We start from the raw sequence: 20,340 nt of genomic DNA on the forward strand, positions 1-20,340 counted from the left end.
AGGACACGTTAAACGAACCCTCAAACTTTAAAGCACCAAACACTTAGCCAAAGTATCCTCGTAAATGGTTTCGTATTGAGGTACAATATGATGCAAATCGTATTTTAATGATTCCTTTCTGGCATTGCTTTTAAAGGTTTTTAACCGGCTTTCATCACTTAAAATATGCAAGGCATTTTTAGTCATATCGTCTACATCGCCCACATCGCTTAAAAATCCCGAAACACCGTGTATATTTACTTCGGGTATACCACCTGTATTACTTGATATTACGGGCACTCCAGACGCCATGGCTTCCAGTGCCGCCAATCCAAAACTTTCGGTTTGCGAAGGCAATAAAAACAAGTCGCTAAAGCATAAAATCTTGTCTATCTCGTTACTTTTTCCAAAGAAAACCACTCTATCGGTAATACCCAATTCATGGCATTGCCATTCCATTTTTTCGCGTTCCGGACCTTCACCCACCAACATGAGTTTTGCGGGCATTTCTTTTTGGATGTTATAAAAAATTGTAATGACGTCTTGTACACGTTTTACTTCCCGGAAATTACTAATATGCGTAATTATTTTCTCATTATCACTGGCCATCATAGCGCGTTGGCAATCTGTAAAATCGTGATTGTATTTACTTAAATCGATAAAATTAGACACCACACTTATTTCATTTTTAATATCGAATAAACGCAGGGTGTCCTCCTTTAAACTCTGTGAAACTGCGGTTACGGCATCCGATTTATTGATGCTAAAGGTAACCGCCGGTTTATAAAACGGATGACTGCCAACCAGTGTTATATCGGTGCCGTGAAGCGTGGTAACAATGGGCACATAAATATTTTCTTCAATCAGCATTTTTTTTGCCATATATGCCGCATAAGCATGAGGGATGGCATAGTGCACATGTAAAATTTCAATTTTATGAAGCTTTACCATATCGACCAATTTACTCGATAATGCCAACTCGTATGGCTGGTAATGGAATAACGGATATTCCGGTACGTTTACTTCGTGGTAATGCACATTATTACCTAACAAATCCAATCGTACAGGCTGATTATAAGTGATAAAATGAATTTCATGTCCACGTTTAGATAATTCCAAACCCAGCTCTGTGGCTACTACGCCACTACCTCCAAATGTGGGGTAACAAACAATACCTATTTTCATTAATTCTCTTTTTTAATTCTCGTGAAGGTGAGAATCTTTTGTTTACACCCACAAGGTTATCAAAAACCGTGCAGGATTACTTTAATCTTCAATCGCTTCGTAAATTAAACGTTGTATATCTGTTCTAATATTCCTTTTTAACAATATGTTTTTACCCGCTCTCGGATACGTTCTATTGGCCAAAAACACATAAATAATTTCTTCTTCAGGGTCTGCCCAAGCATAGGTTCCGGTAAACCCTGAATGCCCAAAACTCGTCATCGATATACAACCGCATGTTGGCCCTTCTTCTCCCAATTGTGGTTTGTCGAAGCCCACGCCTCGCCTATTATCTTTTTCACAAAAATAACAAGTATTAAACTTATCTACAGTTTCTGGTTTTAAATACCGTTTTCCACCGTAAAACCCTTTTTGCAGGTACAATTGCATAATTTTGGCCACATCGTTAGCGTTGCTAAAAACACCGGCGTGACCCCCTACACCATTTTGCATTGCCGCACCCATATCGTGCACATACCCATGTACTTTTTGATGTCTGTAATAATCGTCTACTTCGGTAGGAACAATCTTCTTATTGCTTATTTTATGATACGGATTATACAGTGTATAATTGGCACCCAACGATTGATAAAAACGATCTTGTACAATTTCATCTAATCCTTTGTCGTAATGCTTTTCGATAAATTTCTTTAAAATGTAATACGGAAAATCACTATAGCGATACCTTAAACGACTTAACAATTCGGAATCTTTAATGATGCCGTTAATTGAATCTTTATAATCGCTTCGTAAATACAAATCCTTGGTTACTTCAATATTGAATTTTTCACTTTTTGTTTTTCTATAATATTTTGGACTTGGCTGCTTGGTTATCGAATCGAGTGTTTTGTAATAAAAGGGTTCCCATGGGCGCAACCGTGCATAGTGAGACAGCATTTGCTTAATGGTAATGTTTTCTTTATTTGAATTTTTATACTCGGGCAAAATCTCTGAAAGTTTACTATCTAATGATACAATTCCCTGCTCAACCAACTCCATAAGCAAGGGTAATGTGGCTAAGATTTTGGTGAGTGAAGCGACATCGTAAACATCATCAAAAGCTACTTTTTCTTTGCCTTCATAGGTGTGTTTTCCAAAGTTTTTATTGTAAATAACTTTCCCGCGTCTCGCCACCAAAAGCTGAATCCCTGGTGTCATTAACGAATCCACGGCGATTTGTGCCACCGAATCTATTTTATTCAGTTTTATCGAATTCATCCCCACACGCTCGGGACTTGAATATCCCAATCGTTTTATTGAAAAAGTGGGAATTCCATCGCCTTCTTTAAAAAACGCTCCGGTTGAAACGGGCAAGGTTCCTTTGGCTGCCAAAGCTCCAAAAATAAGCTGCGCCGATTTTTGTTGCGCAATCTCGCTATTTTGATAACTAACCACAATGCTTTCAATATTTTCAATGGTTTTTAAATCGGAAAGTGCATAAGGTTTTACAAAAACATCCAAAATTACGGTGTGCGTTCTTGCTATTTCGTACAACCAAACCAATTCTTTATCCGTAAATTTATGAGCCTTCCAAGGGTTATCGTTCGAGCGATGCAACCCAACCACAACCGTATTATATGGATGTAGTTTATTCATTAATTCATCTAAGCTTTCAGCTTCAATAGCATGGACTTTGGTGTATTTTTTAAGTTCGTTAAAAAACGGTTTTCCACTATCGTCACCCATTTTAACGTAAGCAATCGTTTTTGTTTCAAGCTGTCGCAAAGGCAACAAATCGTTTTTGTTTTTCACTATGGTTAGGGCATCTTCAATAAGATCTTCGTATAAAACATCGTCTTCAATTCTATTTAAATCTTTTGATAAATTATACAATCCAATGGGTTTGTAATTGTTCAGTCCGACTTTATATTTAGCTTGAAGCACCTTTTTTACCGAATGTGCCAATCGCTCTTCGGTAATATCGCCCTTCTCATAGGCTTCAGCTATTTTTGAAATACCCGTAGGAACATCTTCCGAAATTAACAACACATCGTTCCCCGCTTTAAACGCGGCTAAATCGATGGCTCCGGATTCATCAAAATTTGAGGCACCTTTCATATTTAAGGCATCTGTAAATATCAGCCCTTTAAAGCCTAAGCGTTCCTTTAAAATATCGGTAACTATATGTTTGGATAAAGAGGAAGGATAGCCTGAACGCGACTCTAAACTAGGTACGTTCAAATGTGCAACCATAACGCTAGAAAGTCCTTCTTTAATTAATTTTTTATAAGGATACAGTTCTACGGAATCTATACGCTTTTCACTAAAGTTAATGGTTGGCAACGTTTTATGCGAATCCTGATCGGTATCGCCGTGTCCCGGAAAATGCTTTGCATTGGCCAAAACACCAGCACTTTGCATGCCTTCCATAAAAGCTAAGGCCTTAGCGGTTACATTATCTCTATCTTCACCAAACGAACGGTTGCCAATAATGGGGTTTTTAGGGTTGGTGTTGATATCTACAACGGGTGCAAAATTAAAATGAACCCCTAATCGTTTGCAATGCTCGCCAATATGTTTTCCTGCTTGCCTAACCAAATTATTGTCTTTTATGGCACCGAGTGTCATATTCCACGGGAACGAGTAGGTAGAATCCAATCGCATTCCCAATCCCCATTCGGCATCCATTCCAACCAAAAGCGGCACTTTAGCGGTGGCCTGCAACATATTGTTTAATTTGGCTTGTTTTACCGGACCGCCGAGGGAATAAATAACACCTCCCAATTTATGATCTTGTATGAGTTTTACATTAGCATCAATGGCTTTTTTATTTTGATTGGTAAATACCATAATCATGTACAACTGCCCTATTTTTTCTTTTAGGGTTAAAGAACTATATACACTATCAACCCATTTTTGCTGTGCTTCCACGTTTTTATCCAATAATGGATTTGTGGTGGTTTGACCAAATGCAAAAATTATGGAAAAAAATGACAGAAATGAGAGTACAAAATGGCGCATAGCGTAGTTAAATTTTTTTATTTTTTTAGGAAAAACACTTTAATAGGAAAAACTATGCCAAAATAATACTTTTAAAAAGAAGAAAAAAAGACTTTAAGATAGAATTATAATAAGATTTTAAACATTAGTATTCGATTAGAGATTCTAGACCGCAATGCTGATAGAATCAAGAACCAAGACTTAATAGTAACTAATTACAAACAGTAGTAATTTGAATTATATTTTTTGATTAAAAGCTAACCCAGAAAAATTTAAAAACAAACAAAATCTGCAATACTAAACATAAAGCTTAAAAACCCTAATTATCTTAAAGATTCACTTACTCCAATAAGTCGATATGCCTGTCGTGGTAACCCAACAAATACAAAACACCATCTAAACCTATACTCGATATGGCACTTTGCGCGTTATCTTTTACCGTCGGTTTTGCATGAAAAGCAATCCCTAAGCCAGCAAGATTTAGCATTGCCAAATCGTTTGCACCATCGCCAACGGCAATGGTTTGGCCTATATCAATACCTTCTTTTTTGGCTATTTCTTTAAGGTATTCTGCTTTTTTGTTGCCATCGACAATCTCGCCAAGGTAGCCGCCCGTTAACTTGCCGTCTTTAATTTCCAGTTGGTTAGCGTATACATAATCTATACCTAATTCCTTTTGTAAATAATGACCGAAATACGTGAAGCCTCCCGACAAAATAGCGGTTTTAAATCCATAGTTTTTTAAGGTATCAATGAGTCGTCTTGCCCCTTTGGTTATGGGTAAATTTACAGCAACATCGTGCAGCACATCTTCGCTCAAACCTTTTAAAAGTTTCATGCGTCTTTTAAAACTTTCGTTAAAATCTATTTCGCCGTTCATGGCCGATTCCGTAATGGCTTTTACCTTTTCGCCAACGCCCGCTAATTCTGCCAACTCATCAATAACCTCTGTTTGAATTAATGTGGAATCCATATCAAAGCACACCAAGCGTCGGTTTCTGCGGTAAATATTATCTTCTTGAAATGCAATATCGACATCCAAATCGTGTGAGATTTGCATGAATTTTTCTGTAAAATCCCTTTTGTTATCTATTTTTCCCCTAATAGATAATTGAATGGACGCTCTAGGGTATACATCTTCTTTAACCAACGATAAACGCCCTGTAAGTCGTTTTATAGAATCTATATTTAAGTTTTTATCTGAAATGACTTTGGTAACTTCCGATATTTGTTCGGCAGCCAGTTTTTCACCCAAAATGGTAACAATATAGCGGTCTTTCCCCTGAAGGTTTACCCATTTTTCGTAATCTTCGAGCGATATGGGTATAAATTTAGCTTTGATACCAAGTTCGTAAGATTTGAACAGTAAATCTTTTAAAACGGGTGCAGATTCTTTACCGCGTTCAATAACAAACATAATACCCAAAGATAGTGTGTCGTGTATGTTTGCCTGCCCAATATCCAATACTTTGGCACCGTACTTAGCCAAAACTTCTGTTAAGCTCGAGGTTATACCTGGTTTATCTTGTCCTGAAATTGTTAATAAGAAAATCTCGTTAGCCATAATGTAATTTTCACTCTTTTAATCCGATCATAATAGGGACGTAAAAATCAATATTCTATTTGAAATATAAAAGTTTTTTGGGGTTATTATAGGTGCTTATCACAATTTTTGACAATCATATAACCAAACAGTATAGAAAAAGAAATAATAGTAATGATCCGAAGATAAAACTAGAAAATAACCTATTTTACAAAACGACTATGCCAACTTTCGCTTGCCGGAACTTCCCAGTTTTCTTTAAATTCTGCAATATTATTAACCAAATTATTAAAAACGATGGTGTTTTTTGATATGGCTTTGTCTTTTGCCATCTTCCTGAAATCGGTTAGTGTTTTGTAAGCCACATACTCGCCTTGTTTATAGGATACATTCATTTTATCCATTAAATCGACGTTGTATTCCTTTTCCAATTGTTGTATAAAATGAACCGATGCATCAATGGAGCAGCCTGTAGCATTATTTACATCTTGGTTTAAGCCCAACACGATAAAACGCTTGTATTTTATGGTGTAGCCCGCTTGTAAATCGCTACCGTGAGCCGTCCAGTTATCAATAAAAATTTTAAGTTTCGATTGTATTTCCTCCAATTCTTGTTCGGTAAACGAACGGTTGGCTTGGTATATCCAAACACGTGATTCTTCGGGTAATGTATTAAAATCAACTAGCATTTTATTTGTCTTTCTTGTGTTTAATTCGTACAACAATAATCATTCCTATTCCGAAAAGAATAAATCCAACAATAAATTTTTGAAGATTAAATTCCTTATCCTTATAATATTCGACAATGGCAATAAAACCGGCATAAATTAAGCCGGTTACCAAGCCGTAAATTATTTGGTGTTTTAAACTTTTAGGTGCCATTTACAAATCTTGGGCATTCGCTATAAGTTCTGCAATATCCATAACTTCAACATCGTTTTCCTTTTCCTTGGCCTTAACGCCATCGGTCATCATCGTGTTACAGAATGGGCAACCTGCCGCTATAATTTCCGGTTTTACGTCCAGGGCTTGTTCGGTACGCTCAACGTTAACGTCTTTATCGCCTTTTTCGGGTTCTTTAAACATTTGCGCGCCTCCTGCCCCACAGCACAATCCGTTTCGTCGGCAGTTTTTCATTTCTACCAACTCCGCCTCCAGTTTTTGAATGAGCTCACGTGGCGCTTCGTAAACATTGTTGGCGCGCCCTAAATAACAGGGGTCGTGAAAGGTAATGCGTTTGCCTTTAAATTTACCGCCCTCGATGGTTAAACGCCCTTCGTCCAATAATGTTTTTAAGAACTGCGTATGGTGCATTACCTCGTAACTACCGCCCAATTCCGGGTATTCGTTTTTGATGGTATTAAAGCAATGCGGACAAGCGGTAACGATTTTTTTTACTTCGTAGGCATTTAGCACTTCTATATTGGTTACGGCTTGCATTTGAAATAAAAACTCGTTTCCAGCGCGTTTTGCAGGATCGCCGGTACAGCTTTCTTCGGTGCCCAATACGGCAAATTCTACATGGGCTTTATTTAAAAGTTTAACAAATGCCTTGGTTATTTTTTTTGCTCTATCGTCAAAACTACCTGCACAGCCTACCCAAAATAATACTTCGGGTTGCTTGCCTTGGGCCATAAATTCGGCCATGGTTGGTACTTTTATTGTTTCGCTCATTTTTTTATGTTTAATACCCACAAGCTTATTTGAAACTTTGCAGGATTATTGTTAAGTGTTCGTTTTTGCGTTAGGTATTGCAGCGGCATCCTTTTTGTTTTCCACAAAAAGATATAGCGGAAAGCCCGACCCTTTTTAGGGTAACGCCCAAATTATTTAATTATTCATTTTTCCAATTTAATCGGTCCATTTGATTGTATGGCCACGGCGCGCCGTTATTTTCTATGTTGGTCATCATATTATTGAGTTCGACGGGTGCCGCGGATTGCTCCATAACCAAATAGCGACGCATATCCAGAATGATTGACAGCGGATCGATACTTACCGGACAAGCTTCTACACAGGCGTTGCACGAGGTACAGGCCCAAAGCTCTTCGCGGGTAATGTAATTATCTAAAAGCTGTTTTCCGTCGTCTTTAAATTCGCCGTTATTAGCGTCAATATTTTTACCCACTTCTTCCAGACGGTCGCGGGTATCCATCATTATTTTTCGGGGCGATAGCTTTTTACCCGTTTGGTTTGCCGGACATTCGCTGGTGCATCTGCCACATTCGGTACAGGTATAAGCATTCAATAGTTGTACCCAATTTAAATCTTGTACATCGCTGGCACCGAATTTTGCCGGTGCTTCGCCGTCATCTTCGGGTACGGCATAAGGGTCGGCATCGGGATCCATCATCATTTTCACCTCTTTGGTAACCGCTTCGAGGTTATTGAATTGCCCTTGTGGGGTTAATTTCCCGTAATAGGTATTTGGAAATGCCAATAAAATATGCAGATGCTTTGAAAAGTATAGATAATTTAAAAACACCAAAATACCGACAATGTGCAGCCACCAAGCAGCACGTTCGATGCCATGCAATGTGGCTTCGGATAATCCTGAAAACCACGGTGCTATAAATTGACTGATGATGTTGCCGGAGTTCAATTCTTGAAAATGGACATCGGTAGCATTCATTATTAAAAACAGCGTCATTAACACCATTTCGAAATACAAAATAAAATTACCATCGTTTTTTGGCCAGCTCGTCATTTCGCTTTTCCAGAACCGTGCTAATTTTATAATGTTTCTACGAATCCAAAATATGGTAACCGATATAAATACCAAAATAGCCAATACTTCGAATGCGCCTATTAAAACCCCATAAACCGATGTTGGCAATACTTTTAAGCCAATTCTGTGCGTGCCAATTAAACCATCAATAATGATTTCCAGCACTTCAATGTTTATGATGATAAAGCCCACATAAACTACAATATGTAACAATCCAGCAATGGGGCGACGCACCATTTTACTTTGCCCAAACGCAATCATGGTCATGTTTTTCCAGCGTTGCGATTTGTTGTCGCTAACATCAACATCTTGACCAAGTTTTATATTACGAATTAATTTTTTTACGTTTTTTGCGAAGTAGCCAATACCCAAGATAAGTATGATTGCAAAAAGTACGTTTGGTAGGTAATTCATATTTTAAAGGCGTTAATCTTTTTGTTTAATTTCGTTTCCCTCAGCATCGTATTGTTTTGGTTTTTTTCCGAATAATGAAAAATGCACATAGCGCTTGGGGTTTAATTTCATATCTTCCAACAACTGCTCTAATTGTAACGTGGCACCTTCTAGGTTATCATATAAACCTTCGTCCTTTAGCAATTTGCCCATCGAGCCTTCGCCATTTTCTAAATTGGCAATAATTTTATCGAAGTTTTGAAGGGTTGACTCTAAATTTTTTATCGTCTTTTTAAGGTCCGATTCAGAAATGGTATGTGTTATTTTCGCCAAATCGCCAGTTAGTTTTTCAGCATTGGTTAAAACACTATCAATTTTAACCTGATTACCCTTAATTACCTGATTCAAAGCAAGTGACGTGCTTTTAAATGAATCTATAGTAGAGCTTAAACTAGCAATACTTTTTTTAAGATTCGTTTTGGTTTGAGCATCAAAAACCTGATTTAAATTATTCAACAAACTATCGGCGCTCACCATCATATTTTCAATCTTTCCTTGTAACGGCGTGAGTTTTTGATTCACCAATTCGCTTAATCCGGCTTTTACCGAACCTTGCAAATAAGAATCTTTTTCAGCGTTTTCGGCACCATCGAACGCAGGGACAATGGCAATAGCTTTTCCGCCTATTAAACCTGTTTCGTAAAGTTCTGCTTTACTGTTTTTTGAAAACTGAAAATCGTTATCCACTAAAAGCTTTACCAATAATTTGCCAGAGCCATCGCCCATAAATCCTATGCTAATCACTTTACCAACTATTAAACCGTTGATGGTAACTGGGGTTGATGCCGTTAAACCTTCAACATTGTCGTAAACGGCGTAAAATGTACGGGAAGAATCGAGTAGGTTTTGGCCTTTTAAATAATTGAATCCGAAAATAAAAAGGATAATTCCTGATATAACTAATATGGCTGCTTTAACTTCTTTTGATATATTCAAAATAAATATGTTTAGATAAACAAATTTAAGATAAATTTAAAAAGAATGAATCTAATTAGCAGTTGTTTTTAAAGCTTCGGTTAAAGATATTTTTTCACCATCTTTAAATGCCACGATGTAACCGGTTTTAAAACCAGCGGTTTTGGCTTCTTCTTCCAGCTTTTTTATGGTATTGTAATTTGAGGTTTCGCCGTAAAAATATTTGTATAAATTGTTTTCCTTAATTCTGGAAACATTGTTTAAGCCTTTAAAATTATACGGCTTGGTTTCTAGGGCCTTAGAGCTTGCAGCAATTTGTACCTTGAAGACAATGTTGGTGTAAACCTCGTCTGTTTGCTCAGCAACCTCTTGTATATCATCGGCATAAACAGGGTGGCTAACATTTAAATATAAGGCTTTTTTGTACTCTAAAATAGCATCTTTTATGGCCAAAGCCATTTCTGTTTGCCCTTTTTTTGAATTTAAATAGGCGCCTTCCCTTTTGTTGGTTAAAAACCCGAGTTCTACCAAAACGCTAGGCATCACGGTTTGATGCAATACAATAAAACCGGCTTGTTTTACTTTTCGGTCTTTTCGTTTTAATCTTTTCGCAAAATTATCCTGAATTAAGCCTGCCAACTGTATGCTTTGGTCTAAATATTCTTCTTGCCCCAATAAAATACTAATCACGGATTCTGGCGAATTGGGATCAAAACCATCATAATTTGTTTCGTGATCTTTTTCATAAAAAATAGCTGAATTCTCTTTTTTTGCAACTTCAAAATTTGTCTGGTTTCTATGTGTTCCCAGAACAAAGGTGCCAGCGCCATAAGCTTGACTGGTATGCGAATCGCAATGCACCGAAACAAACAAATCGGCATTGGCCTTATTTGCTATTTTTCCTCGAACGAATAAATCGACAAGCACATCGGTTTTACGGGTATAAACTACCTCTATGTCTGGATTTTTTTCAAGCTCTTTGCCTATGGCTAAAACCACTTTTAAAGCAATGTCTTTTTCTTTATAACCATTGCCCAAATTCCCCGGATCTCGTCCGCCATGGCCAGCATCTAAAACCACAACAAATTTATCGTTGGCTTGAATATCATCAACATTTATAAAAGAAGAAAATGTTAATACTATTATAAAAGATACGAAAAGTAATACTCTGGACGTTTTCATAAGTGTTTTTAACGCGTAAAAATTCGGTTTATTACTCCACAACATGGAGTAAACATTTAATTTTAAATTTTTCCGTTGAATAATAAATTATCACAGAAAAATATATGTAATTTTGGCAATTCAAAAACCGAGCCATACTTTTACAAAAATACATTTAAAAGCGTTGCGTACAAACAACTTTAAAATACTTTTTGCATTAAGTTTTACAGTGTTTATTAACACGTTTAGCTTCGCTCAAGATATTCCGAAACCTACAGATAGTATTAAACCCACGGTTAAAGATAGTGTAGTTGTTAATGCCAAGGATTTTGTAAAAAATGAAGCTCCGGCTGAAAAAGCGCAAGATTCCACCACTACAGATTCCATTAAGCCAAAAAAAGAATTATTAGAGCATATTGTAAGATACAGCGCTAAGGATTACACGTCGTTCAATCAAAAAAAACAGAAATTATTTTTATATAACGATGCCCAAATAGATTACGGCGACATCAATATAAAATCGGGCAGCATTGTTATAGATTACAGCACCAATACGGTTTACGCCAAAGGTATTTTAGATTCTGTTGGCACCTATTCGCAAGCACCTGTATTTACCCAAGGGAAGAATGTGGTTGAACCCGATTCGATTGTTTTTAATACCCAAACCGAAAAAGCTTTAATCTACAATTCTAAAACTGAGCAATCCGGTGGCACCGTTATTGCCCAAGTGACAAAAAAGGAAAACGATTCGGTTTATTTTATACACCGTGGAAAATACACAACCGCCGAGGATTTAGACGACCCAGAATATTATATTTTATTGAGAAAAGCCAAAATAGTTCCGGGTAAAAAAATTGTAACGGGTTTAGCCAATCTTTTTATTTACGAAGTCCCAACCCCCATTGGTGTGCCTTTTGCATTTTTTCCGCAAAGCGAAAAACAAACCTCTGGTGTTTTAATACCTACTTTTGGCGAGCAGAACGACCGCGGTTATTTTTTGCAAAACGGCGGGTATTATTTTGCCATAAACGATTATGTAGATTTGGCGGTTTTAGGCGATTATTACACGAACGGAAGCTATGGTTTGCGATTGGAAAACACCTATGCCAAACGTTATAGGTTTAGAGGAAATGTTGGGTTTAGGTACGAAAACCTGATTACCAGTGAGCGTGGTTTTCCTGATTACGGAAAATCTACGGTGTACAATTTACGTTGGTCGCACAGTCAAGATAGTAAGGCAAACCCTAGTTCGCGTTTTTCGGCATCGGTAAACTTGGGTAGTAGCACGTATTATAGGCAATCTGTAAATCAAATTAATACGGGTGCTTTTTTAAATAACACCTTGTCGTCCTCGGTATCGTATTCCAAAACTTTTGAAGGCGAACCCTCGGTAAACTACAGCGTTACCGCAACCCATTCCCAAAATACCAATACGGAGCAAATTAATATGACGCTTCCTACTTTTCAAGGAAATGTGAGCAGAATTTTTCCGTTTGCCCCTAAAAACGGGTCAAAAAAAGGCATCATTCAAAATATAAATTTTCAGTATAGCGTGCGTGGTGAAAACCGGATTCAAACCACCGATTCCCTGTTCTTTAAAAAAGAAATGTTTGATGATGCCAAAACAGGTTTTCAGCATTCCATTCCCATCAGTACAAACTTTAAAGTGTTTAAACATTTTAGCTTAAGTACATCGGCTAGTTTTAATGAAGTGTGGACTTTTAAAACGATTGATAAATTTTACGATAATTTGACCGATGAAGTGATTACCGAAACCGTAAATGGTTTTGATGCGTTTAGAACCTATAATTTTAGCACCAGTTTAGGAACAACGGTTTACGGGATGTTCAACTTTAAAAAAGACAAAGAAAACCCTAAAATCCACGCTATTCGCCATGTTATCCGGCCTTCAATTAGTTATAACATCAATCCGGCTTTCGATAAATATTATGAAACTGCCGAAGTTATTAACGCCGATGGATTAACCGCTGCCGAAATTGAAATTATTCAAAACGAAAACAATTTGGAATACTCGCGTTTTGATGGGGGTCTTTTTGGAACTCCGGGGAAAAACTTCTCCAGCTCCATGGGAATTTCCATTGCCAATAATTTTGAAGCGAAGGTACGCGATAAAGACAGCACCGCCACAGAGCCCAAAAAAGTGGTTTTACTTAACAACCTAAACTTTTCTACCTCGTACAATTTTGCGGGAGATTCGTTGCAATGGAGCCCAGTGAGAATGAGCGGTGGCACCCAGTTGTTTGACAATAAATTGAGCGTGAATTTTGGTGCCACTTTAGATCCGTATGCTTTGGACAATAACAATAGGCGCATCAATAAATTCAACGTTAACAATGGCGGTAGCCTTTTTAGGTTAACGAGTGCGAACATGACTATGAGTTATTCGCTGTCAAGCAGTAAAAAAGATGGCAGTGAAAATCGCAACCAAGGTCGTGCCATACAAGAAAACCTACGAAGTGGTGGTCGAGATGATGATTTATTTGGAGTTTCTGAAGATTTTTCTAGACAAAATGAAGATGCCGATAGCAAAAAAGATGAAGAGCCAAGTGCGTTTTACAACTTTAAAATACCTTGGGATTTGCGTTTGGCCTACGCGGTTAATTACTCAAATAATACGCGACAAAACGAAATATCGTCGCACTCGCTTATGTTTTCCGGAAATATAGAATTATCGCCTAAATGGTCTGTTGGTGCTTCTTCCGGTTACGATTTAAAAAACAAGGGGTTTACATACACCCAACTGCGATTTGAACGCGATTTATTAAGTTGGCGCATGAATTTTAGTTGGGTGCCATTTAGCACTAGGGCATCCTGGAATTTCTTTATCGGTATAAAATCCAATATCTTAAAAGACCTGAAATACGAAAAACGCAGGCAACCCGACCAGCAACTTTAATTAAATTAATGCTGAATTTTTCGTTTAATTCATTCATTGTTTAATATTTTTATAAAAATGAATTTTAGATTTTGCGGAAACAGAAGTAAAGAATAACTAGATTCCCTGCTTCGAGGGAATGGAAAAACCACAAACCAATGAAAAAAATTATTACAACATCAAATGCCCCTGCTCCTATTGGGCCCTATAATCAAGCTGTTTTAAGCGGAAACACTCTTTACACGTCGGGTCAAATAGCATTTAATCCCGAGACGGGAGAACTTGTTTTGGATGATATTGAAACCGAAACCAAACAGGTTATGGAAAACTTGAAAGCCGTTTTAAAAGCAGCCAACATGACTTTTGAAAACGTTATAAAGTCTTCGATATTTATTAGTAACATGGATGATTTTGGACGAATTAACGCCATTTACGGCAGCTATTTTGTTGATGCCACGGCGCCAGCACGTGAAACCGTTGAAGTAGCTCGATTACCTAAAAGCGTGAATGTTGAAATTAGCATGATTGCCGTAAAGTAATTACGGATTAATCCTATAATGCACGTCACCCTGAACTTGTTTCAGGGTCACATTATTAATAAAAACCTTTATTAAATATTCATGAGATGCTGAAACAAATTCAGCATGACGTAAAATTAGTAACAAAACAAAAGACGGCTATTCTTAGAAATTAAGCGGGTTCATCAATTGAAGCGTATTTTACCAATAACTCTTTTAGCTTTTCCACTTCGATTGGTTTTGCTAAAAAATCGTCAATTCCGGCTAATTTTGCGTTTTCAATATCCTCATCAAAAGCACTTGCGGAAACAGCAATAATTGGCGTTTTATGCTTAGCGTATTTTCGGGTTTTCTTGATTTTTTCGGTGGCTTGGTAACCATCCAAATCCGGCATATAAATATCCATAAAAACCATATCGAAATCAAGAATCTTGTACAAATCAACGGCCTCCACACCGTTTTTGGCAAAGGTACAATCGGCGCCTTGCTGTTCTAACAGGAATTTAATTACTTTCTGATTCATCCTATTATCCTCGGCGACCAATACGCTAAACTTATCGAACAGTATGGGTTTAACTTCTGCGCTTGGAACCTGAACATTTAAAGTCTTTTTTAGCTGTAAGCTAAAGTAAAATGTGGTGCCTTTATTTTCTTTGCTTTCAATTTTAAGTTCGCCGCCCATCAGCTTTACCAAATCCCTGGAAATTGAAAGTCCGTAACCGCCGCCTCTATAATCAGTAAATCTAGAAACATCTACTTTATTGGAAGTTTTAAGAATTCTTTTCACTTCGTGAGAACTCATGCCAACACCGGTATCCTTTATATAAAAGGTAACGATTTGGTCGTCATCAATACCAACGGTTTGGTCAACAATGATTGTTATTTTCCCGTTATTGGTAAACTTAATTGCGTTGTTTATCAAATTAATAAGCACCTGCTGGATTTTAGCTACATCGCCTAAAACCAAAAATTTCGCTTCGCTTTCAAACAAGAACTTAAACTCCAATTCCAAACCTTTTTCCCAAGCTTGGTACTCGAAAATTTTAAATAGTCTCGATAAATCCGATTTTAAATTAATTGCGGCCAAATTCAGCTCCACTTCGCCATCGTCAACCCTAGCATTATCAATAATCATGTTTACCAATTGCAACAAATGCTCAGAAGAGTAATCCGCAATTTCAACTTGTGCCTTTTGATCGGGATCCAAATTGGTTTGTTTTAACATATTAAGCATCCCCAATACGGTGTTTAAGGGCGTCCTGATTTCGTAACTCATATTTGCCAAATAAATCGATTTATAATCAGCCGAATCTAAGGCCTCATTTAGCTGTTCCTTTAAATCATTAATCAGGTTACTTAAATTTTCTATTTCTAATTGGTTGGCGTATTGATTTTTAAAAAAGCTGAAGGCTATCGCTACTAAAACCAACAAAAGAATAGCCAGCAGTAAAGAAATGCTTTGTAATGCCAAAGGTTCTTCAAGGAAATTAAAGCCAACAAAGAAGATGGATGCAAAAGCAATACCCACAAAAATCAATAAAATAATTTTTGCAAGCAAGGGTTTTATTTGGTTTTTAAAAAACGGCATCAAGAGCTATTATAATAAAATAAACTTATTAATAAATTTACTAATATCAAAGGTATAACTTACAAATTAAGGATGGTAATAAAATATTAAGAAGTTTTAATAGATTTACCTATAGAGCCTGTTTTTTGTGGCTGTAATTTGAAAATAAAGTTGGGTTTTAACAAGCTTTCTTCTTTTCTGTGCGACACGTATAAAATGGCTGTATTGCTTTCGGACGCTATTTTGTTTACCAGTTTACAAAATAAGGCAGCATCGGTATCGTCCAAACCGTTGGTTGGCTCGTCTAAAATTAGTAAAGGCGGATGTTTAACCATGGCCCTGGCGATAAGCACCAAACGTTGATGCCCAACGGACAAACTTAAAAAACTTTTGTTTTTTATATGGAACAAATTTAGCACTTTTAGCCATTGATGTGCCAAGGCAATTTGTCTTTCGTTTGGAATTTTATAAAGCCCGATGGAATCATAAAAACCAGAGATAATCATTTTTTCAATAGGCTGTAAACGCTCAAAACCCCGCAAGTATTCCGAAGAGAAATAACCGATTTTTCGTTTGATGTCCCAAACACTTTCACCGCTCCCTTTTTTAATGCCGAACAAGGTAATGTCTTGGTTGTAAGCTTTTGGGTTATCGCCGGAAATAAGACTTAAAAGAGTACTTTTTCCTGAACCGTTTGGACCTGTTAATTGCCAAAATTCGTTGGGTTTAATTTCCCAATTAATGTTTTTTACAATGGTACGTTCGCCATAACTTACCGTAACATTTTTGAAATTAACCAACGACTTGAAATGATTGTCGTTTTGAATGTACGGTTGGGGTAAACTCAACGAAAAATCCATGGATTTGTCGTCGGACAAAACATCTGCTTTTTTGTATAGAACAGGACGATTATTTTCTAATTTATAAAGCTGATTTATAAAAGGAAGGATATCTCTTTTTCTATTGGAAATTTGAATTACCGGTATATTTTGGCTTAAGCGGATTAATGTTTTTTCAATATGTTTTTGTGCATTGGCATCTAAATTACCAAACACGTTATCGACCAAAATATACTCTGGATTTTGTAAAATGAGGTGTTGTAACAATGCTTTTTTGCGTTCACCTTCGGAGGAGTTCAATAAGCTGTTTTTTGTGCTGGTAACCACATTATAGTTGCCGTGGCGTACTTCTTCATCTATAAACTTATCTAAGGTTTTTTTTGAAAATATAACACCTTTTAAAGTTGAAAAATCGCCAACAAACTTCTCTGTCACAATGCGATTAATGAGGAGCTGCTTATCATCGTTATTAGATATATAAAACGCAATGTGGTTGTGCAAAAACTATATTTTTTTAGATTAGTTTTTCAAATTACTGGTATGGAATGCCACTAAACCATCAATAGGTCTTCGTTCGAAATTACCAGTTCTGAATCCCATTTCCTCGGCCACTTCTATAATTTCCTTTTTTGCGAAAAAGGCAATGGAACCTGCAAAATGCACCGGAACAGTTGATAACTCTTCTTTATACTGCATAATCATATTAGTGGCAAACAAACGGATGCCTTTTTTAATAAGCTCAACAATATAATATGAATCTTTATGTAAAAACATAAACTCTGCAAAGCTAGCTAAATACGCGTTGGGGTTGGGTTGCTTGTACAGATTGTATTTTATGTAATCATCTTCAACATTAAACTTGGTTTCAAAAGCAATTTTAACATTTTCGGGCATGTGGTTAAAATAGTAGTCTCTAATTAACTGACGCCCGTAATAGTTACCCGAAGCATCGTCCATAATAGAGTATCCAAGAGATTTAACACGTTTGTGTTCGGTTTCCCCATCATAATAACTACAGTTTGATCCCGTGCCTAAAATACAAACAACGGCAGCTTCGTTTATACTGTTAATGGTAGCATAGACCGCAGCCATAGTGTCTTCATTAACCTCGACAATGGCGTTAATAAAAATACCCTCTAAAACACTTTTTAGGAGCGCATTTGGTTTTTCGGTACCACAACCGGCACCATAAAAAAAGACGTGCGTAACCTGCTCGCTATTGGCTTTTAAATCTTCATTTTTTTTAATTATTTTTTTTAGCTTTTTCTCTGGAAGTATGGCAGGATTTAAACCCTTAGTACGAATTTTTTCCAGCAATCTATTCCCGTTACTGTCTACCGCTATCCAATCAGATTTAGTAGAACCACTATCAACAATTAAAATCATAAGTTTAAAAGTAAAAAAACCCACAGAATTATTATGCATTCACACGATAATTCTGCGGATTCAAGTTAATAATTATATTGAACCAATATGCTCTGCTAAATCTACTAATTTAGTTGAATAGCCATATTCGTTATCGTACCAAGATACTAATTTAAAGAAATTATCATTTAAAGCAATACTTGCACCCGCATCAAATACACTGGTCATAGGCTCTGAAACGAAATCTTGAGAAACCACAGCTTCTTCAGTGTAGCCCAAAATACCTTTTAAATCGTTTTCTGAAGCGCTTTTTAGAACTGCTTTAACTTCATCCCAAGTTGCCGATTTTTCGGTTCTAACCGTTAAATCTACAACAGATACATCTGGAGTTGGCACTCTAAATGCCATACCCGTTAATTTTCCGTTTAATTCAGGAATTACTTTTCCAACAGCTTTGGCAGCTCCCGTTGATGAAGGGATAATGTTTGCCAATGCACTTCTTCCGCCTCTCCAGTCTTTTTTAGATGGTCCGTCAACGGTTAATTGCGTTGCTGTTGTAGCGTGAACCGTCGTCATTAAGCCTTCTGCAATACCAAACTCATCGTTAATTACTTTAGCTAAAGGCGCCAAGCAATTTGTAGTACAAGATGCATTAGATACGATAGTATCAGCAGCTGTAATGTCTTTATGGTTTACACCCATTACAAACATTGGTGCATCGGCAGATGGTGCCGATATAGCTACTTTTTTAGCTCCAGCAGCAATGTGCTTTTGCGCACCTTCTAATTTTGTAAAAATACCGGTACAGTCTAAAATTACTTCTGCGCCAACTTCATCCCATTTTAAATCTTCTGGGTTACGCTCGGCCGTAATTCTTATTTCGTTACCGTTAACTACAAGGTTTCCGTTTTTTGTTTCAACCGTGCCATTAAATCTTCCGTGTACCGAATCAAATTTCAGTAAGTAAGCTAAATGCTCTACGTCCAATAGGTCATTAATACCTACTATTTCAATATTTGGTCTTTCGGCAGCTACCCTAAAAGCAATTCTACCAATTCTACCAAATCCGTTAATTCCAATTTTTAATTTTGACATAATCTTATTTATTAATGTTTAAGTGCTCATAATATCTGAGACACGCAATAATTCTAAATTTATTTTTGTTTTTCCTTTTATGGCGTTATCTAAATGTGTTAGTTCCATTTTACCATTTTGCAAACCAACCATGTAATTCGATTTTCCTTCCAACAACGATTCTACGGCTTTTACACCCATTCTGCTCGCTAAAACCCGATCGAAACAAGAGGGTGAGCCGCCACGTTGCATGTGCCCAAGAACAGATACGCGTACATCGTAACCTTCCATATTTTCATCGACGTAGTCTTTTAGTTCAAAAATATTTTTACCTATTTTATCACCTTCAGCCACAATAACAATACTTGAAGATTTACCGGATTTTCGGCTGCGTTTTAAAGATTCTACCAACCTGTCCAATCCCAAATCTTCTTCTGGAATTAAAATCTCTTCGGCACCACCGGCTATTCCTGCATTTAAAGCAATATGACCGACATCGCGCCCCATAACTTCTATAAAAAACAATCTGTTATGCGAACTTGCCGTATCCCGAATTTTATCAATGGCATCAACCACAGTGTTTAAAGCGGTATCAAAGCCTAAAGTGTGTGTGGTTCCTACAATATCATTATCAATAGTTCCTGGAATTCCCATTACCGGGAAACCGAATTCTTTATTAAGAATCATAGCTCCGTTAAAAGAGCCATCGCCTCCTACAACAACCAGTCCTTCAATTTCTGCTTGATTTAATTTATCAAAGGCTTTTTGTCTGCCTTCTTTGGTTCTAAACTCCTTGGAGCGGGCCGTTTTTAAAATAGTCCCACCTTTATTAATGATTCCTTTTACGCTTCTGGCATCCATGAGTTTAAAGTCGCCTTCAATCAGGCCCTCAAAACCACGATAAACACCAGCACATTCTATGTTGTGATAGGCACATGTTCGAACTACAGATCTAATTGCAGCATTCATCCCCGGTGAATCTCCCCCAGATGTTAAAACACCTATTTTTTTTATCTTTTTTGGCATTAATTTTATAATTAAAAAGTAAAATTAGTAAACTAATATTACAATTATATAACATATGTCATATTTTAACAATAGCTGTTAAACTATAACGTTTTAGTTAATAAAAAAAACG

16 protein-coding genes are annotated in these 20,340 nt (G+C 36.8%); 2 read left to right on the forward strand and 14 right to left on the reverse strand.

The features are described from left to right. Positions 1-27 precede the first annotated feature (27 nt). The 9 genes from bshA to ACN5J7_RS14520 form a co-directional block, all read right to left on the reverse strand. The gene (gene bshA, locus ACN5J7_RS14480) at positions 28-1,164 is read right to left on the reverse strand and encodes an N-acetyl-alpha-D-glucosaminyl L-malate synthase BshA (protein WP_418604453.1); all 1,137 of its coding nucleotides are present in this window, start codon (positions 1,162-1,164) and stop codon (positions 28-30) included. 81 nt (positions 1,165-1,245) lie between these two features. After that, a complete protein-coding gene (locus tag ACN5J7_RS14485; protein ID WP_418604454.1) occupies positions 1,246-4,164 on the reverse strand; it encodes a glycoside hydrolase family 3 N-terminal domain-containing protein in 2,919 nt (972 codons plus the stop codon). 319 nt (positions 4,165-4,483) lie between these two features. Continuing rightward, a complete protein-coding gene (gene serB / locus ACN5J7_RS14490; RefSeq protein WP_418604455.1) occupies positions 4,484-5,707 on the reverse strand; it encodes a phosphoserine phosphatase SerB in 1,224 nt (407 codons plus the stop codon). 182 nt (positions 5,708-5,889) lie between these two features. After that, positions 5,890-6,375 (reverse strand): ABC transporter ATPase, encoded by a 486-nt coding sequence (locus ACN5J7_RS14495; protein WP_418604456.1) that lies wholly within the window; start codon positions 6,373-6,375, stop codon positions 5,890-5,892. Between the two features lies 1 nt (position 6,376). After that, a complete protein-coding gene (locus tag ACN5J7_RS14500; RefSeq protein WP_418604457.1) occupies positions 6,377-6,568 on the reverse strand; it encodes a hypothetical protein in 192 nt (63 codons plus the stop codon). Next, positions 6,569-7,360 (reverse strand): (Fe-S)-binding protein, encoded by a 792-nt coding sequence (locus ACN5J7_RS14505; protein ID WP_311938636.1) that lies wholly within the window; start codon positions 7,358-7,360, stop codon positions 6,569-6,571. It lies immediately after the preceding gene. A gap of 160 nt (positions 7,361-7,520) precedes the next feature. Next, complete coding sequence (locus tag ACN5J7_RS14510) at positions 7,521-8,828, reverse strand: 4Fe-4S dicluster domain-containing protein (protein WP_418604458.1); 1,308 nt, start codon at positions 8,826-8,828, stop codon at positions 7,521-7,523. A gap of 12 nt (positions 8,829-8,840) precedes the next feature. Beyond that, positions 8,841-9,803, reverse strand: coding sequence for an MlaD family protein (locus tag ACN5J7_RS14515; RefSeq protein ID WP_418604459.1), 963 nt, complete (start codon positions 9,801-9,803; stop codon positions 8,841-8,843). A gap of 51 nt (positions 9,804-9,854) precedes the next feature. Further along, positions 9,855-10,964 (reverse strand): N-acetylmuramoyl-L-alanine amidase family protein, encoded by a 1,110-nt coding sequence (locus tag ACN5J7_RS14520; protein ID WP_418604461.1) that lies wholly within the window; start codon positions 10,962-10,964, stop codon positions 9,855-9,857. 112 nt (positions 10,965-11,076) lie between these two features. Between ACN5J7_RS14520 and ACN5J7_RS14525 the strand changes: the two genes are divergently transcribed. Next, positions 11,077-13,860, forward strand: a complete 2,784-nt coding sequence (locus ACN5J7_RS14525) for a putative LPS assembly protein LptD (RefSeq protein ID WP_418604462.1) — start codon at positions 11,077-11,079, stop codon at positions 13,858-13,860. 137 nt (positions 13,861-13,997) lie between these two features. Then, entirely contained in the window at positions 13,998-14,378 is a 381-nt protein-coding gene (locus ACN5J7_RS14530) for a RidA family protein (protein ID WP_418604463.1), read from the forward strand. 151 nt (positions 14,379-14,529) lie between these two features. Here the strand turns inward: ACN5J7_RS14530 and ACN5J7_RS14535 are convergent, their stop codons facing one another. The 5 genes from ACN5J7_RS14535 to pfkA form a co-directional block, all read right to left on the reverse strand. After that, positions 14,530-15,945, reverse strand: coding sequence for a response regulator (locus ACN5J7_RS14535; protein WP_418604464.1), 1,416 nt, complete (start codon positions 15,943-15,945; stop codon positions 14,530-14,532). 86 nt (positions 15,946-16,031) lie between these two features. After that, positions 16,032-17,264: an ATP-binding cassette domain-containing protein gene (locus tag ACN5J7_RS14540; protein ID WP_418604465.1), complete on the reverse strand. Its 1,233-nt coding sequence runs from the start codon at positions 17,262-17,264 to the stop codon at positions 16,032-16,034. 18 nt (positions 17,265-17,282) lie between these two features. After that, positions 17,283-18,149, reverse strand: a complete 867-nt coding sequence (locus tag ACN5J7_RS14545) for a BadF/BadG/BcrA/BcrD ATPase family protein (protein ID WP_418604466.1) — start codon at positions 18,147-18,149, stop codon at positions 17,283-17,285. A 72-nt stretch (positions 18,150-18,221) separates the two neighbouring features. Continuing rightward, a complete protein-coding gene (gene gap / locus ACN5J7_RS14550; protein ID WP_418604467.1) occupies positions 18,222-19,223 on the reverse strand; it encodes a type I glyceraldehyde-3-phosphate dehydrogenase in 1,002 nt (333 codons plus the stop codon). An 18-nt stretch (positions 19,224-19,241) separates the two neighbouring features. Next, a complete protein-coding gene (pfkA, locus tag ACN5J7_RS14555) occupies positions 19,242-20,228 on the reverse strand; it encodes a 6-phosphofructokinase (RefSeq protein ID WP_418604468.1) in 987 nt (328 codons plus the stop codon). Between the last annotated feature and the right edge of the window lie 112 nt (positions 20,229-20,340).

This window comes from Hwangdonia sp. (genome assembly GCF_048381975.1).
Taxonomy (GTDB): domain Bacteria; phylum Bacteroidota; class Bacteroidia; order Flavobacteriales; family Flavobacteriaceae; genus Hwangdonia; species Hwangdonia seohaensis.

What these genes read in the sequence shown, in the direction of transcription:
- bshA (WP_418604453.1), bottom strand. Translation starts at nt 1,164, where the DNA reads ATGAAAATAGGTATTGTTTGTTACCCCACATTTGGAGGTAGTGGCGTA.
- ACN5J7_RS14485 (WP_418604454.1), bottom strand. Translation starts at nt 4,164, where the DNA reads ATGCGCCATTTTGTACTCTCATTTCTGTCATTTTTTTCCATAATTTTT.
- serB (WP_418604455.1), bottom strand. Translation starts at nt 5,707, where the DNA reads ATGGCTAACGAGATTTTCTTATTAACAATTTCAGGACAAGATAAACCA.
- ACN5J7_RS14495 (WP_418604456.1), bottom strand. Translation starts at nt 6,375, where the DNA reads ATGCTAGTTGATTTTAATACATTACCCGAAGAATCACGTGTTTGGATA.
- ACN5J7_RS14500 (WP_418604457.1), bottom strand. Translation starts at nt 6,568, where the DNA reads ATGGCACCTAAAAGTTTAAAACACCAAATAATTTACGGCTTGGTAACC.
- ACN5J7_RS14505 (WP_311938636.1), bottom strand. Translation starts at nt 7,360, where the DNA reads ATGAGCGAAACAATAAAAGTACCAACCATGGCCGAATTTATGGCCCAA.
- ACN5J7_RS14510 (WP_418604458.1), bottom strand. Translation starts at nt 8,828, where the DNA reads ATGAATTACCTACCAAACGTACTTTTTGCAATCATACTTATCTTGGGT.
- ACN5J7_RS14520 (WP_418604461.1), bottom strand. Translation starts at nt 10,964, where the DNA reads ATGAAAACGTCCAGAGTATTACTTTTCGTATCTTTTATAATAGTATTA.
- ACN5J7_RS14530 (WP_418604463.1), top strand. Translation starts at nt 13,998, where the DNA reads ATGAAAAAAATTATTACAACATCAAATGCCCCTGCTCCTATTGGGCCC.
- ACN5J7_RS14535 (WP_418604464.1), bottom strand. Translation starts at nt 15,945, where the DNA reads ATGCCGTTTTTTAAAAACCAAATAAAACCCTTGCTTGCAAAAATTATT.
- ACN5J7_RS14545 (WP_418604466.1), bottom strand. Translation starts at nt 18,149, where the DNA reads ATGATTTTAATTGTTGATAGTGGTTCTACTAAATCTGATTGGATAGCG.
- gap (WP_418604467.1), bottom strand. Translation starts at nt 19,223, where the DNA reads ATGTCAAAATTAAAAATTGGAATTAACGGATTTGGTAGAATTGGTAGA.
- pfkA (WP_418604468.1), bottom strand. Translation starts at nt 20,228, where the DNA reads ATGCCAAAAAAGATAAAAAAAATAGGTGTTTTAACATCTGGGGGAGAT.